This window comes from Streptomyces sp. NPDC056734 (genome assembly GCF_042790455.1).
GTDB lineage: Bacteria > Actinomycetota > Actinomycetes > Streptomycetales > Streptomycetaceae > Streptomyces.
Genome location: NZ_JBHTZD010000002.1, coordinates 278,864 through 293,419, shown reverse-complemented (window position 1 = coordinate 293,419; position 14,556 = coordinate 278,864). Strand labels below are relative to the sequence as shown.

14 protein-coding genes and 1 tRNA gene are annotated in these 14,556 nt (G+C 71.2%); 5 read left to right on the top strand and 10 right to left on the bottom strand.

Annotation, left to right across the window (positions count from 1 at the left end; translation table 11 throughout):
- Window positions 1-336 precede the first annotated feature (336 nt).
- A complete protein-coding gene (locus ACFRFC_RS03325; protein ID WP_382681537.1) occupies window positions 337-888 on the bottom strand; it encodes a hypothetical protein in 552 nt (183 codons plus the stop codon).
- 131 nt (window positions 889-1,019) lie between these two features.
- Between ACFRFC_RS03325 and ACFRFC_RS03320 the strand changes: the two genes are divergently transcribed.
- Both ACFRFC_RS03320 and ACFRFC_RS03315 read left to right on the top strand, forming a co-directional pair.
- Window positions 1,020-1,724 carry a response regulator transcription factor gene (locus ACFRFC_RS03320; RefSeq protein ID WP_382681540.1) on the top strand — a complete coding sequence of 235 codons (705 nt, stop codon included), beginning with the start codon at window positions 1,020-1,022 and terminating at the stop codon, window positions 1,722-1,724.
- On the top strand, window positions 1,721-3,127 hold the full coding sequence (locus ACFRFC_RS03315; RefSeq protein ID WP_382681542.1) for a sensor histidine kinase: 1,407 nt from the start codon (window positions 1,721-1,723) through the stop codon (window positions 3,125-3,127). The genes ACFRFC_RS03320 and ACFRFC_RS03315 overlap by 4 nt, the downstream gene beginning before the upstream one ends.
- Window positions 3,128-3,564: 437 nt before the next feature.
- On the opposite strand, the gene ACFRFC_RS03310 is transcribed toward ACFRFC_RS03315, so the two are convergent.
- The 4 genes from ACFRFC_RS03310 to ACFRFC_RS03295 all read right to left on the bottom strand — a co-directional run bounded on the left by ACFRFC_RS03310 (window position 3,565) and on the right by ACFRFC_RS03295 (window position 6,663).
- Window positions 3,565-3,637, bottom strand: a tRNA-His gene (locus ACFRFC_RS03310).
- Between the two features lie 116 nt (window positions 3,638-3,753).
- Window positions 3,754-4,356 carry an oligoribonuclease gene (gene orn / locus ACFRFC_RS03305; RefSeq protein ID WP_382681545.1) on the bottom strand — a complete coding sequence of 201 codons (603 nt, stop codon included), beginning with the start codon at window positions 4,354-4,356 and terminating at the stop codon, window positions 3,754-3,756.
- Window positions 4,357-4,516: 160 nt separating this feature from the next.
- The gene (locus ACFRFC_RS03300; RefSeq protein WP_382681548.1) at window positions 4,517-5,728 is read right to left on the bottom strand and encodes a helix-turn-helix domain-containing protein; all 1,212 of its coding nucleotides are present in this window, start codon (window positions 5,726-5,728) and stop codon (window positions 4,517-4,519) included.
- A 389-nt stretch (window positions 5,729-6,117) separates the two neighbouring features.
- Entirely contained in the window at window positions 6,118-6,663 is a 546-nt protein-coding gene (locus ACFRFC_RS03295; protein ID WP_382681551.1) for a hypothetical protein, read from the bottom strand.
- Window positions 6,664-6,981: 318 nt separating this feature from the next.
- On the opposite strand from ACFRFC_RS03295, the gene ACFRFC_RS03290 reads away from it, so the two are divergent.
- Window positions 6,982-7,509 (top strand): universal stress protein, encoded by a 528-nt coding sequence (locus tag ACFRFC_RS03290; RefSeq protein ID WP_382682075.1) that lies wholly within the window; start codon window positions 6,982-6,984, stop codon window positions 7,507-7,509.
- 150 nt (window positions 7,510-7,659) lie between these two features.
- A complete protein-coding gene (locus tag ACFRFC_RS03285) occupies window positions 7,660-8,226 on the top strand; it encodes a GPR1/FUN34/YaaH family transporter (protein ID WP_382681553.1) in 567 nt (188 codons plus the stop codon).
- A gap of 170 nt (window positions 8,227-8,396) precedes the next feature.
- Here ACFRFC_RS03285 and glmS read toward each other — a convergent pair whose 3' ends face one another.
- From glmS to ACFRFC_RS03265, 4 genes are all read right to left on the bottom strand, one after another.
- A complete protein-coding gene (gene glmS / locus ACFRFC_RS03280; RefSeq protein WP_382681556.1) occupies window positions 8,397-10,214 on the bottom strand; it encodes a glutamine--fructose-6-phosphate transaminase (isomerizing) in 1,818 nt (605 codons plus the stop codon).
- A 12-nt stretch (window positions 10,215-10,226) separates the two neighbouring features.
- Window positions 10,227-10,484, bottom strand: a complete 258-nt coding sequence (locus ACFRFC_RS03275) for a hypothetical protein (protein ID WP_382682078.1) — start codon at window positions 10,482-10,484, stop codon at window positions 10,227-10,229.
- Window positions 10,485-10,550: 66 nt separating this feature from the next.
- Window positions 10,551-11,447, bottom strand: coding sequence for a DUF4429 domain-containing protein (locus ACFRFC_RS03270; protein ID WP_382681558.1), 897 nt, complete (start codon window positions 11,445-11,447; stop codon window positions 10,551-10,553).
- Between the two features lie 99 nt (window positions 11,448-11,546).
- Window positions 11,547-12,602, bottom strand: coding sequence for an ABC transporter substrate-binding protein (locus ACFRFC_RS03265; RefSeq protein WP_382681561.1), 1,056 nt, complete (start codon window positions 12,600-12,602; stop codon window positions 11,547-11,549).
- Between the two features lie 131 nt (window positions 12,603-12,733).
- On the opposite strand from ACFRFC_RS03265, the gene ACFRFC_RS03260 reads away from it, so the two are divergent.
- Window positions 12,734-13,117 carry a hypothetical protein gene (locus ACFRFC_RS03260; protein ID WP_382681564.1) on the top strand — a complete coding sequence of 128 codons (384 nt, stop codon included), beginning with the start codon at window positions 12,734-12,736 and terminating at the stop codon, window positions 13,115-13,117.
- Window positions 13,118-13,393: 276 nt separating this feature from the next.
- On the opposite strand, the gene ACFRFC_RS03255 is transcribed toward ACFRFC_RS03260, so the two are convergent.
- The gene (locus ACFRFC_RS03255; protein ID WP_382682080.1) at window positions 13,394-14,554 is read right to left on the bottom strand and encodes an acyl-CoA dehydrogenase family protein; all 1,161 of its coding nucleotides are present in this window, start codon (window positions 14,552-14,554) and stop codon (window positions 13,394-13,396) included.
- Between the last annotated feature and the right edge of the window lie 2 nt (window positions 14,555-14,556).

The following is a 14,556-nucleotide window of genomic DNA, read 5'->3' as shown; positions in this document are numbered from 1 at the left end:
TCCAAAGAAAACCGGGGCACATCACCGGCTTCCGGAAGACCTCGAAAATGGCGGGTACTGTCCGCCCTCCGTCGCCGGAGGTGGCACGGCCGTAGGGGTGACAACGCGACGGACCCCGTCCCGCGCGATCGCTGGACGGGGTCCGTCAACTGCATCATCTGGAGCGCCGGGCAGGCCTTGCACCTGCATCTCCCCACAGGAAGTGGGGCGTCTTTCCTTGGACCACCAACGCACGGGCAGTGACCGGGTGTTCCGGGCGGCTGCTCTGTGATCAGCTTACCGTATTCCCGGAGTGCGAACGAACGACCGACCCCGGCGTGTCGCCCCCGATCGCCGCTAGTAGGTCTCGACATTCACCCGGGGCGGACCGTCGTGCCAGGTGCAGAACACCGACACCCGCTCCTCGCCCGACGCGAACTCCACCCGGATCCAGGTCGACGTGGGCCACACCTGCATCGACCAGCCGGTGGCGGGCGTCGCCGACACGAAGGACGCGGAGGTGTCGCCGATGTCGAAGACCGCCCGCCCGCCCTCGGTGTCGTAACTGCGGATCTCGCCGGAGGCGGCCGGGGCGGAGGCGGGCGGGGCGGAGGCCGAGGAGGGGGCGGCCGGGGAGGCGGACAGCTCGGGCGGAGCCGGGGGCTCGCTCGCGGCGGCCGGGCTGTCCGCCTCCTCAGACCCGCCCGAGGGCTCCGAGGACTCCGACGGGGTGGGCGTGGCCTGCGGATCCGGCGCCTCGGGGGACTCGGCGGCCACCGTGACCGATAGGGCGCGCGGCGGGTCGTACGCCGTCGCCACCATCACCGTATGGACGCCCCACCACGACAGCGTGACCGCCGCGCCCGTGGCGAGCGACCAAGCCAGAAGGTGTACGAATCCGCGCAGCATCGCGCCATAGTGCCTCACCCGCACCGGCGTTGTCCCACCGCTGCCCCGCCGCTGCCCCCTCGCTGTCCACAACGCGGGAGTTGTCCACAGGGGGCGGATGGGCGTCGCCCGTATGGCGTACGGTGCCGCGCATGGCAAGTGTGCTCGTGGTCGAGGACGACCAGTTCGTACGCTCGGCGCTCATCCGGCATCTGACCGACGCCACGCACACCGTGCGCAGTGTCGGCACGGCGCTGGAGGCATTGCGCGAGGTCGCCCATTTCCGCTTCGACGTGGTCATCCTGGACCTCGGACTGCCCGATCTGGACGGCGCCGAGGCCCTGAAGATGCTGCGCGGCATCACCGATGTGCCGGTCATCATCGCCACCGCGCGCGACGACGAGACCGAGATCGTGCGGCTGCTCAACGACGGCGCGGACGACTATCTGACCAAGCCGTTCTCCGTGGAGCACCTCTCCGCCCGGATCGCCGCCGTGCTGCGCCGCTCGCGGGCCACGACCGGGGAGGCCCCGCCCTCGCCGGTGCTGCGGGTGGGCGGCCTCACCGTCGACCCGCTGCGCCGCCAGGCCGAGCTGGACGGCCTCCGCCTCGACCTGACCCGCCGTGAGTTCGACCTGCTGGCGTTCCTCGCCGGGCGGCCGGGTGTGGTCGTACCGCGCCGCGAGCTGCTGGCCGAGGTGTGGCAGCAGTCGTACGGCGACGACCAGACGATCGACGTCCATCTCTCCTGGCTGCGCCGCAAGCTCGGCGAGACCGCGGCCCGGCCGCGCTATCTGCACACCCTGCGGGGCGTCGGGGTGAAGCTGGAACCACCGGGAGCGGAGCCGCCGCGATGAGATGGGCACTGGTCAAGGTCTCCCTGGCCGTCACGGCGATGGTCGTGGTCGCCTTCGCGGTCCCGCTCGGCCTGGTCATCAAGGAACTGGCCCGCGATCGCGCGTTCTCCAACGCCGAGCGGGACGCCGCCGAGATCGCCCCCGCGCTGTCCATCACCACCGACCACGAGCAGCTTCGGCGGGCGGTCGCGTCCGCGGGCTCCGGTGACCGGATGGCCGTGCATCTGCCGGCCGTCGACGGCGCGGCGGAGGCGGCCGGCATCGGCATGCGGCGCGCGCTGCCCGAGGACATCGAGTCCACCCGGCGGCTGGGCCGCGCCGCCACCGTCCAGGTCCCCGACGGCTCCGCCCTGCTCCAGCCGGTCGCGCTCAGCTCCGGGGAGATAGCCGTGGTCGAGGTGTACGTCGCCGACGCCGCCGTCGGCGCGGGCGTGCACACGGCGTGGACGGTGCTCGTGGGCGTCGGACTCGCCCTGATCGTCGGCTCGGTCGCGGTCGCCGACCGGCTCGGCGCCCGGATGGTGCGGGCCGCCCAGCGGCTGGTCGAGGGCGCCCGCGAACTCGGCGACGGCAAGCTCGGTTCCCGCGTCCCCGAGGAGGGCCCGACCGAACTGCGCCTCGCGGCCGTCGCGTTCAACTCCATGGCCGACCAGGTCGTCCAGCTGCTCGCCAACGAGCGGGAGCTGGCCGCCGATCTCTCCCACCGGCTGCGCACCCCGCTGACCGTGCTGCGGCTCAACGCGGCCTCGCTGGGCGAGGGACCGGCCGCCGAGCAGACCCGCGCGGCCGTCGCCCAGCTGGAGCGCGAGGTCGACACCATCATCCGCACGGCCCGCGAGGCCAAGCCGCAGACCGGCGCCGCCGGGCCGGGCGCCGGGTGCGACGCGGCCGAGGTGGTGCGTGAGCGGATGGTGTTCTGGTCCGCGCTGGCCGAGGACGAGGGCCGCAAGTGGCGGGTGGCGGGCGCGGACACGCCGGTACGGATACCGGTGGTCCGCGCCGATCTGGCCGCCGCGCTCGACGCACTGCTCGGCAATGTCTTCCGGCACACCAAGGTGGGCACCGCCTTCGCGGTCGACCTGCACAACGGCGAGGACGCGGTGATCGTCCTGGTCTCCGACGCGGGGCCGGGCATCGCCGACCCCGAGGCGGCCATGGCCCGGGGCCGGGGCTCCGGCGCCGACGGCTCGACCGGGCTCGGCCTGGACATCGTGCGCAGGCTCGCCGAGTCCACCGGCGGGGACGTACGGATCGGCTCCTCCGTGCTCGGGGGCACCGAGGTGCGGGTCTGGATCCAGCTCGCCGGGCACCGCCCGGAGCGGCGAGGGCATCGCGGGGGTGTGCGCAGACGCCGCCCGCGCCGGCTGGTCCCGACCTTTAACCGCTCCCGATCCCTTCCTTAAGCCCACCCTAAGAATCCCAACTCGCGCCCGTTACAGGGTATTTGCCGGGTTCCGCTTAGATAGCGTATGCCCTGTTCCCCCAAGGGCATCGCCTCGGCGCCCCGACCTCCCCTGGCAATGGCGCCCTGACACGCCCGGACCCCGAGGGGAGTAGCGGGACGCGACACCTTCCCCCCCATTTGGTGTCGCGTCCCGTCCCCCAGCGACAGTCCCGCACGGCCCTCCAGCGATCCCGCGCAGCCACGCGCGCCGCCGTCGACTCCGACAGCTGAGATCACCGGCCGCCGCCACCGGGACGCCTTCTTCGCTGCCTCCCGGACGACGTGGCCCTCATCGGCTACGACCCACACCAGACACGACCTGCGACGAACACGACCTGCGACGGGCATGACGAAGGGCCGACCCGGTTCGACCGGATCGGCCCTTCGCCTTACGAGGGTGAGTGACGGGACTTGAACCCGCGGCCACCTGGACCACAACCAGGTGCTCTACCAACTGAGCTACACCCACCATGACCGGCGGTTGAGACTGTTGTCTCCCCGACCAGCCGAGAAAAAGTGTACAGGGTCCGAAGGGGTGCTCGCGCCCGGCTTTTCCGGGGGGTCCGCGAGGGGGCCCGATCCGGGTTACCGCGCAGGCAGGACGTGCTGTGCGGCGATCGCCCGCGCGGTCTCGGAGTCCGGGCCCGGCTGGGGCACGAAGATCGCCTGGCGGTAGTAGCGCAGTTCCGCGATCGACTCGCGGATGTCGGCGAGCGCGCGATGGTTGCCGTTCTTCTCGGGGCTGTTGAAGTACGCCCTCGGGTACCAGCGGCGGGCCAGTTCCTTGACGCTGGAGACATCCACGATGCGGTAGTGGAGGTAGCTCTCCAGCGTCGGCATGTCGCGCAGCAGGAAGCCGCGGTCGGTGCCGACGGAGTTGCCGCACAGGGGGGCCTTGCCCGGCTCCTTGACGTGTTCGCGTACATACGTCAGGACCTGTTCCTCGGCGTCGGCGAGGGTCGTGCCGCCCGGCAGCTCGGTGAGCAGTCCGGACGCGGTGTGCATCTCCCGTACCACCTCCGGCATCGTCTCCAGGGCGGAGTCCGGCGGACGGACGACGATATCCACGCCCTCGCCGAGCACATTCAGCTCGGAGTCGGTGACCAGGGCGGCCACCTCGATGAGCGCGTCGTCGGACAGCGAGAGGCCGGTCATCTCGCAGTCGATCCACACCATGCGATCGTTCATGCGACCACCCTACGGCCGACGTCGGCACCTGCGATGCCCGCGGTACCACCGACCCTGAGCGGACGCCCCCGGGGCCCGGCCGCTTTCACGTCGCCGGACACGCCGAGGGCGCGGACACCTGGTCCGCGCCCTCGGCGCCTTCAGCGGGACTTCCCCGCGCTCACATACCGCTGCGCTGCCCCGGCAGACTCGCCAGCGGTGCCCCCGCGCCCAGCGCGCTCGCCGCCGCGGTGCGGCGGGACTGGAGCGGGACCGGTGAGTCCGGGTGGAGGGCGTGGGGCGGGGCGAGGTGGGCGGTCGTGGGCGGGAGGGAGGACGGTGAGCCGTGGTCCGGTTCGGACGGTTTGTCCGACTGGGGACGGCGGGCCCGGTACGCGGCGCGGTAGGCCGCCGGGGACGAGCCGAGCTGGCGGCGGAAGTGACCGCGCAGGGCCACCGGGGAGCGGAAGCCGCAGCGGCCCGCCACCTCGTCCACCGAGTAGTCCGACGTCTCCAGCAGCCGCTGCGCCTGGAGCACCCGCTGAGTGATCAGCCATTGCAGCGGGGCACTGCCGGTCAGCGACCGGAACCGGCGGTCGAAGGTCCGTCGGCTCATGTACGCGCGGGCCGCCAGCGTCTCCACGTCGAACTGCTCGTGGAGATGCTCCAGCGCCCAGGCGACGACCTCGGCGAGCGGGTCGGCGCCGATCTCCTCTGGTAAAGAGCGGTCCAGGTAGCGTTCCTGGCCTCCGCTCCGGCGTGGCGGCACCACCAGCCGGCGGGCCAGTGCCCCGGCGGCCTCGTTGCCGTGGTCCGTGCGCACGATGTGCAGACACAGATCGATTCCGGCGGCGGTACCCGCCGAGGTCAGTACGTCGCCGTCGTCCACGAAGAGTTCTCGGGGATCGACGTGGACCGACGGATAGCGCTTGGCCAGCGTCGGCGCGTACATCCAGTGGGTGGTGGCCGGGCGGCTGTCCAGCAGGCCCGCCGCCGCGAGGACGAAGGCGCCGGTGCACAGCCCGACGATCCGGGCGCCTTCCTCGTGGGCCCGGCGCAGCGCGTCGAGCGCGTCGTCCGGTGGCGGGGAAGTGATCGAACGCCAGGCCGGCACGACGACCGTGCCCGCCCGTGAGATCGCTTCCAGGCCATGCGGCGCGCTGAGTTCCAGGCCCCCGGTGGTCCGCAGCGGGCCGTCCTCGCCGGCACAGACCAGCAGGCGGTAGCGCGGCACACCGGCGTCCTGGCGGTCGATTCCGAACACCGACAGCGGTATGGAACTCTCGAAGATGGGGCCGCCGCTGAACAGCAGCACCGCGACGATCTCCTTGCGCCGCCGCCCGGTCAGTTTCCGGGTCGCGGCTTCCGGCGCGGCAGTGGAGTCGTGGCTCATACTGCTAAGCCCCCCTCGGTGGTCGCGGCTCCTCGGTTGTGTCGCTCCTGCACGTTTCCCCTCGGTCCTGCACGAGTCCCCCGCCATACGACAGTCAAGATCGAATCTACTGGGTCCCGCACCGCGGGTGTGACCGGATTGCCACCCCTGCGGATTGTCGACTTGGCAACTTGGCGTAAAGCATTCGATCACGAAGCGTTGCACTCCCGGGACGTGCAGGGAAGTGCGCCTTGTCGCGGTGGCCAATCCGCGTAGGGTGCGGAAGCCGCCTGAGACCCTTTCCGTGCAGGTCGAACGGGGCGTGGAGGGTGGTCAGACCAGTGGATGCACGGGAACCAGAAGTTGGCTGAAAAGATACGGGCCGGTGCGCGGAAACCGGTCAGTCTGCGTCAGCCCGAGAGGCCGTTCCCGCCCGGGTGGCGTGGAGTCTCCCAGGCGTGCGGGGGGTTCCCGGCGGCTCCGGGGGCGGTTCCCCGCCCCGCTCCCGCCTGTCGGGCGGGGGGCGGCGGGCCCTCGACCGGGTGCCGGTGAGGGCTGGGTGACGGCTCCTTGCCCGGGTGCCGGGGAAGGCTGGGTGACGGCTCCTCGCCGGCCGTCGCGCGGGCGCGGCGCTCCGAGCGGCGCAGCAGCACCCGGCACGCTCCGGTGACCGCGGCCAGCCCCAGCGCCGTACCGGCCGCGCCGGCCAGGGAGGTGCCGTACCAGAGCAGGACCAGGGGGACGAGGGTGCAGCTGAAGACCGCCCAGCGCACCACGTCCCCGGCCGGGTCCGCCGCCGCGCCCGGTGCCGCCGGGGGCGGGGTGCGCGGTGCGGGCGAGGGGTCCTGCGGGGCCGGGGCCCGGCGTGAGGCGCCCGCGGCGCCGCCGGACGCCAAGGAGGGGGAGGAAGGGGCGGGGGTGGAGGGGGCGGCTGGGGCGGTACGGGGTGCGGACATGGCGTGCTCCCTGTGGCATGGTTCACGCACTTCAACGTCCGCGTCCCGGGACGGTCACTGTCAGCGAGCGGGACGGGCGGTCACCCTTGCGCGTCAGCGAATCCTGTGCAAACCGCCTGTACGGGGCAGCAACCATTGCGTGACGGGCGCCCCCTCGTGCATGCTCCACGAAACCCGCCGGGCAGCCGTGCGGGAACTGGGCGAAGGAGGCGTGCCGCCGTACCCTTGCGGGTATGGGGTTGGGAAGATGTTTCCCGGACACAGCTCGGACGACACAGTCGTCTCTCCCCTATGAAGGATCACAACGCCGAGACAGCCATGGCCGGTCACGAATTCTCCGAACCCGCGGACCGCAAGCGGCCCGTCGCCGACCACACGGCGGCCGATCCCCTGGCGGCGGAAGAGCCACGCCATGCGTGCGACCCTGCCTTCAAGCACGGCGTCGTCGTCGGCTTCGACGGCTCCACCTCCAGCGAGCGTGCCCTCGCGTACGCCATCGGCATGGCCCGGCGCTCCGGCTCGGGCCTGATCATCGTGCATGTCGCCAACCGGCTCCCGACCACTGTCTGGGCCGGCTGTGAGCCCCCCGTCTTCGTGGACGTCCCCGACCACCGCACCGAGGTGCTGGGGCTGGAGCTGGCCTGCGCGGACTATCTCGCCGAGGTGCCCTGGATCCTGGTCGAGCGCGGCGGCGACATCTGTCACGAACTCGAAGAGGTCGGGCGGGAGTACGAGGCGGACGCGATCGTCGTCGGATCCACGCACGGCATCGTGGGGCGGATGTTCGGCTCGGTCGCCGGACGGCTCGCCAAGCGCGCGAAGCGGCCCGTCGTCGTCATTCCGTAACTCGCCGTCGTCCCAGGTGAGATGGGCCGTTCCGGTTGCGCTCCGGGCTTTCCCCGGCTCGCCCAATCTACTCGCGCGTAGAGGTGTTTGTGCCTTTGTGAAGGGCATACATCGGGCACCACAACCGCACATGCATGAAGGGAGCCCGCCGTGGACAACGCTGTCTCCGCGGGAAGCGGAAACACTACTGTGGTCGGCCGACTCGCCCTGGGGATCACCCTGCTGGCCTTCGGGTTCGGATTCACCGATGTGGTCGACGGCGTGTCGGCCACTGATGCCGCGTCAATCGCTCAGTACGTGGGCGGAGTCGCCCTCTTCGTCGTCGGGCTGCTGGCCTTCCGTGACCGTGACACGGCCTCCGGTACGGCCTTCTCGGTGCTCGGCGCCCTCTGGTTCACCTGGGCCGTCTCGGTCGGCGACCAGGTCTCGGCCAACGCGGCCGGACTGTTCCTGCTGCTGTTCGCCCTGGTCGCGCTGACCCTCACCCTCGCCGGTGGGGACCAGCTCGGACAGGTCGCGTACGGGCTGTTCTTCGTCTCCCTGGTGCTGCTCGCGATCGCGTTCCTCGCGGAGAACGACGGGCTGGCCAAGGTCGGGGGATGGGTCGCCGTCGCGGCGGGCGCGGTGGCCTGGTACGCGGCTACGGCGGTGCTTGCGCACTGGCCGACCGCGTTGCCGCGGCGGGCGGCCGGGCGGGGTGTGACGGCTGTCGGCTAGTCGCGTGGGCCGGGCCGGGTTCTGTGGTCCGGTGACAGTGAGCGAGCCCCCCGTGGCTGGTGGCAGCACGTGGGGGCTCGTTCCGTTGGGGGGCCTGTGCGGGTGGGTGGGGGCCGGTCGCGCAGTTCCCCGCGCCCCTTAGGGGCGTACTCCGGCCCGGCGATTCTCGGCTACTCCACCGTTACCGACTTTGCCAGGTTTCGGGGCTTGTCGATGTCTCGGCCCAGGGTCAGGGCCGTGTGGTAGGCGAGGAGCTGGAGGGGGATGCCCATGAGGATGGGGTCGAGTTCGTCCTCGTTCTTGGGGACCAGGAGGGTCTGGTCGGCCTTCTCCTGGGGCTGGTGGGCGACCGCGAGGATCTTGCCGCTGCGGGCCTTGATCTCCTCCATCGCGGCGCGGTTCTTCTCCAGCAGGTCGTCGTCGGGGACGATCGCGACCGTGGGGAGGGCGGGCTCGATCAGGGCCAGGGGGCCGTGCTTCAGCTCGGAGGCGGGGTACGCCTCGGCGTGGATGTAGGAGACCTCCTTGAGCTTCAGGGACGCCTCGCGGGCCACCGGATAGCCGCGCACCCGGCCGATGAAGAGCATCGAGCGGGCGTCCGCGTAGCTCTTGGCCAGCTGCTCGATCTCCTGCTCCTGCTTCATGATCTCGGCGATCTGGGCGGGGAGCTGCCGCAGTCCGGCGATGATCCGCTTGCCGTCGCGGACCGAGAGGTCGCGGACCCGGCCCAGGTGCAGGGCGAGCAGCGCGAAGGCGACCGTGGTGTTGGTGAAGCACTTGGTGGAGACCACGCAGACCTCAGGGCCCGCGTGCACGTAGATGCCGCCGTCGGCCTCGCGGGCGATCGCCGAGCCGACCACGTTCACCACGCCGAGGACCTTGCCGCCCTTGCGCTTCAGCTCCTGGACGGCGGCCAGTACGTCGTACGTCTCACCGGACTGGGAGACGGCGATGTACAGGGTGTCGGGGTCGACGACGGCGTTGCGGTAGCGGAACTCGGAGGCGGGCTCGGCGTCGGCGGGGATGCGGGCCAGCTCCTCGATGAGCTGGGCGCCGATCATGCCCGCGTGGTACGAGGTGCCGCAGCCGAGGATCTTGACGCGGCGGACCGCGCGGGCCTCGCGGGCGTCGAGGTTGAGGCCGCCGAGGTGGACCGTGGAGAAGCGGTCGTCGATCCGGCCGCGCAGCACCCGGTCCACGGCCTCGGACTGCTCGTGGATCTCCTTGTGCATGTAGGTGTCATGGCCGCCCATGTCGTACGACGCCGCTTCCCACTCGACCGTGGTGGGCTCGGACGTCGTACGGGTGCCCTCTGTCGTGTATGTGCGGAAGTCGTCGGCCTTCAGGGTGGCCATCTCGCCGTCGTCCAGCGTCACTATCTGCCGGGTGTGGGTGACCAGCGCGGCGATGTCGGAGGCGACGAACATCTCCTTCTCGCCGATGCCGAGGACGACCGGGGAGCCGTTGCGGGCGACCACGATCCGGTCGGGGAAGTCGGCGTGCAGCACGGCGATGCCGTACGTGCCCTCGATCAGGCGCAGGGTCTCGCGGACCCTGTCCTCCAGCTTCTCGGCCTGCGAGCGGGAGATGAGGTGGACCAGGACCTCGGTGTCGGTCTCGGAGAGGAAGACGACGCCGTCCGCCTCCAGCTTGCGGCGCAGGTCGGCGGCGTTGTCGATGATGCCGTTGTGGACGACGGCGACCTTGCCCTCGGCGTCCAGGTGCGGGTGGGCGTTGGCGTCGGAGGGGGCGCCGTGGGTGGCCCAGCGGGTGTGGGCGATCCCGGTGGTGCCCTTGAAGCGGGCCGGGACCTTGGCCTCCAGGTCGCGGACCCGGCCCTTGGCCTTGACCGTCCTGAGGCCGGCCGCCTTGGCGGAGGTGACGGCGATGCCCGCCGAGTCGTAGCCGCGGTACTCCAGGCGCTGGAGGCCCTCCAGGAGCAGCGGGGTGACATCACGCTTGCCGATATATCCGACGATTCCGCACATGTATGGATTTTCCTAGCCGTAGACGATGCGGCGCAGCTGACGGAGCGACAGCTCCGGGGGTGCCACCGCCCGGTATTTCAGGTCCGCCTCGATCCGCTCGAAGATCGCCGCGTTCACCAGGCCCTGGGCCTGTAGCTCGCGGTGGCGGCGACGGACGAACTCCACGGTCGTCTCGTCGAAGTAGGCGAGCACGTCCTGGATCACCCGCAGAGCCTCGCCCCGGTTCAGGGGGGTGGAGCGTGTCAGATGATCTACGAGTTCGTCGTGCACCCGCTTGATCCTGAAGGAGTGGCGAGGCTTTCGCAAGAATCCTGCCCGATTCCGGGCAGGGGCGTGTCACAGGCGTTTGAGGACCGCCTGTTTGGCCAGCGTGAACTCCTCGTCGGTCAGCACGCCCGCGCGGTGCAGCTCACCCAGCTCGCGCAGCCGCCGCAGCAGGGCGTCATGGTCGTCCGGGGTGGGGGTGGGGGTGGGGGCGGCTGGGTGTACGGGTGCGTCGGCCGGGGGTTGTGGGTGGCCGTCGGGTGAGGGTGCCGCCGGGTGCGCGAGCCGGGACTGGACGGCCGCCGCGATCAGCGCCATCAGGGGGTCCTTCTTGAAGCCCCACAGGTCCACCGCGTGGGGGTCGTACTTGGGCGGGGCCTTCGTCGGCGCGTTGCGCACGGTGAAGCGGAGGTAGCCGTTCTCCAGGCCGGCCGACGGGTGCCAGTCCACGGCCGTGATCTCGGTGACGGCGATGGTCCGGGGGCCGGCGGCGGACTTGGCCTCCTCCGTCTTCCAGTTCCACTCCAGCCGCACCTGCTCGCCGTCGAAGCTCACCTTGGCGTCCCCGGCCGCGAACGACAGCGGCACCGCCGGGCCCGTCAGCAGGTAGGCGTCCACCGGGTCGCCCGGCACCTGGTCCAGCAGCAGCGCGTTGCGGACCTCGTCCACGAAGTACTCGGCGACCCCGTACCGGTCGGACTCCACCACCAGCTGGTACGGGTCGTGCGGCTCGGCCAGCCGTCCGCCCGTGGCGATCTGGAGCGGGTCCGAACCGTCCCGCAGCCGCAGCCTGACCCGTCCCGCCCTGCGGCCCTGCTCGAAGGAGATGCCCGCCAGCGCGGCAAGGGGTACGACCCGCTCGCCGAGGGTCCTGCGCAGCAGACCGACGGATTTGTCCCGTCCGGGCGTCAGCCGCAGCGCGTCACCGTCGAACTCCCAGGTGCCGTCCTTCTGGATGATTTCCGCCATGACAGGGATTGTTCCACCGGAGTCGCGGCGGGTGGTCCCTGTCTTCCGGGTCGGGGAGCGGTCCACCCTTTTCCGTCGGGTTTCCGTCGGGCCGCTCGCTCAGCTGACCTTCTGGGCGTTCTCCAGGGCCTCCGCCAGGGCCTCCAGCGCCGGTGCGCACTTGGCGTAGGACAGGATCGGCTCGCCGTCCCGGGGGATCACCTGACCCGCCTTCACCGCGGGCAGCTGCTTCCAGGTGCCCTCCGTGATGTCGGCGGGCTGGATCGCCGAGGAGCGGTTGTCCATGAAGAGCACGTCGGCGTCGTAGGTGTTCGCGTTCTCCCAGCTCAGTGACTGGAACCAGCCGCCGGTGTCCGCCATGGCCGCGGCGGGGGGTTCCACGAAGTTCACGCCGAGGGACTTGTAGTACTCCAGGTCGATGGCGAGGTTGGAGCCGGAGACGTAGAAGATGTCCTGGCTCGCGGAACCGGCCAGCACCTTGATGTCGGGCTTGGCCTTGGCGGCGGCGCGCAGCCGGGCCGCCGCGTCCTCGAACCGCTTCTTCGCCGCCGTGACCTCGGCGGAGGCCAGATCGGCGCCGAGCGAGGCGGCCAACTCGGCCATCCGCTCCAGGGACTGGGTGAGCAGCCGGTCGTAGACGGAGATGCCGACACTGGGGGCGCCGAGGGCCAGGATCTTGTCCTTGGACTCGTCGGGGACGTACCAGAGGGTGCCCTGGTCGTCGAACATCGTGGAGATCAGGACGTCCGGCTGGAGCGCGGCGTACTGCTCGATGTTGAACTGGCCCCACTCGTTGCCCAGGATGGTGACCTTGCTGATGTCGAGGTCACCGGCCTGGACGTCGGGCTCGCCGTCGGCGGTCTCGGTGGGGCCGAACACGCCCTTGACGGTGACACCGTAGTCGTGCAGGGCGGCGGCGACGCCGGTGAAGGCGACGACGGTGGCGGGGGTGCTGTCGGCCTGCGCGGTCTCGCCGCGGTCGTCCTCGAAGGACCAAGGGCCGGAGTTCTGGGCGTCGTCGGCGGGGTCCGACTCCACGGCGGTCGTGTCGTCGCCCCCGCAGGCGACGAGGACGGCACCGAGGCCGAGGGCGCCGCCGGCGGTGAGTATTCTGCGGCGGGTGAGGTGGGGGGCGTGGGTGTGGGCGTGAGGCATGGTGGGGCTGCTTTCGAACGGGGCGGGGCGTTCGCCGGGACATTCGAAGCAAGGTTAGCCTAACCTTCCTGTGTTCTCGGGGTGAGACTCGGCGACGGCCGCCGGTGCTGTGAGTGACATGGGAAGAGGCCATGCAGGAACCCGAACTCCAGGCGTCCGTGCGGAGGTCGCGCTGGCGGCGCTCCGTTCCCGTCTGCGTCAATCTGCTGCTCGGCGTGCCCGCCATGGTGCCGCTCCACTCGGCCTGGCTGCTGCTCACCGACTACCGGTCGTGCGCGTTCGACAACTCCCCGGTCGGTCGCACCGACTGCGGTGACATCAGTGTCATCGAGGGGGCCGGAGCGGCACGGGTGGGCCTGCTGTTCGTCGGTGGGCTCGGGCTGCTGTTGGTGCTCGCCGTGGACGTGTTCTTCCCCGCCGGGCTGGGATGGCACCGGCGGCGCTGGCTGACCGCGGCACTCGCGATCCCCGTCCCTTATCTGCTCACCGTGCTCGCCCTCGCCGTCTTCGACTGAGCGGAGGGGGTGCCGCGGTGGGATGAGTACGGGCGGGGATGGGGACGGGGAGTTCGCCGGTGAGCCCGGCGACCGGTCCGCGTCCGGCACGCCCGCCCGGGTGAGCGGGCGGGCCGCCGAGCGGGTGAGTGGGCGATCGGTGAGTGGGTGATCGGTGAGTGGGTGACCGCGCCGCTCAGGCCGGTCCGGCCTCCCCGCCGGGCGCCGGTCCGCCCCTTGCGCGCCAGAGCCGTACTGCCCCCCCGCACACTGCCCCCCGCACACCGCCCCGGACCCTCAGCCGGTCAGACCCAACTCCCTCGCGATCAGCATCCGCTGTACCTCGCTCGTGCCCTCGCCGATCTCCAGGATCTTGGAGTCCCGCCACATGCGGGCGACCGGGTACTCGTTCATGAAGCCGTAGCCGCCGTGGATCTGGGTGGCGTCGCGGGCGTTGTCGACCGCGATCGTGGAGGAGTACAGCTTGGCCAGGGCCGCCTCCTTCTTGAAGGGCTCGCCGTCGACCAGTCGGTACGCGGCGTCGCGCCAGGCCAGGCGGGCGGTGTGGGCCCGCATCTCCATGTCGGCGATCTTGAACTGGATGGCCTGGTACCCGGCGATCGCCCGGCCGAAGGCGTGACGTTCCTTCGCGTACTTCACCGATTCGTCGACGCAGCCCTGCGCCAGCCCGGTCGCCAGCGCGGCGATCGCGATCCGGCCCTCGTCCAGGATGCGCAGGAACTGGGCGTAGCCCCGGCCCTCCTCGCCCAGCAGGTTCGCGCGCGGCACCCGGACGTCCGTGAAGGACAGCTCCCGGGTGTCCGACGCGTTCCAGCCCACCTTCGAGTACGGGGCGGCCACCGTGAAGCCCGGGGTTCCCGACGGGACGATGATCGAGGAGATCAGCGGCTTGCCGTCGGGGGTGCGGCCGGTGACCGCGGTGACCGTGACCAGGCCCGTGATGTCCGTACCGGAGTTGGTGATGAAGCACTTGGTGCCGTTGATCACCCAGTCCTGCGTCGCCTCGTCCAGGCGGGCCGTCGTCCGGGTCGCGCCCGCGTCCGTGCCGCCGTCGGGCTCGGTCAGGCCGAACGCGCCCAGGGTCTCGCCGGAGCACAGTCCGGGCAGCCACCGGCGCTTCTGCTCCTCGGTGCCGAACAGATGCAGCGGCATCGCGCCCAGCGAGACGCCCGCCTCCAGGGTGATGGCCACGGAGGAGTCCACCCGGGCCAGTTCCTCCAGGGCCACGCCCAGTGCCAGATAGTCGCCGCCCATACCGCCGTACTCCTCCGGGAACGGCAGGCCGAACAGGCCCATGCGGCCCATCTCGCGGACGATCTCGTAGGGGAACTCGTGCCGCTCGTAGTAGTCGCCGATCTTCGGGGCGATCACGTCGTGCGCGAACTCCTCCACCGTGCGGCGGAGTTCTTCCAGTTCGGGGGAGAGACGGTGATTCATCT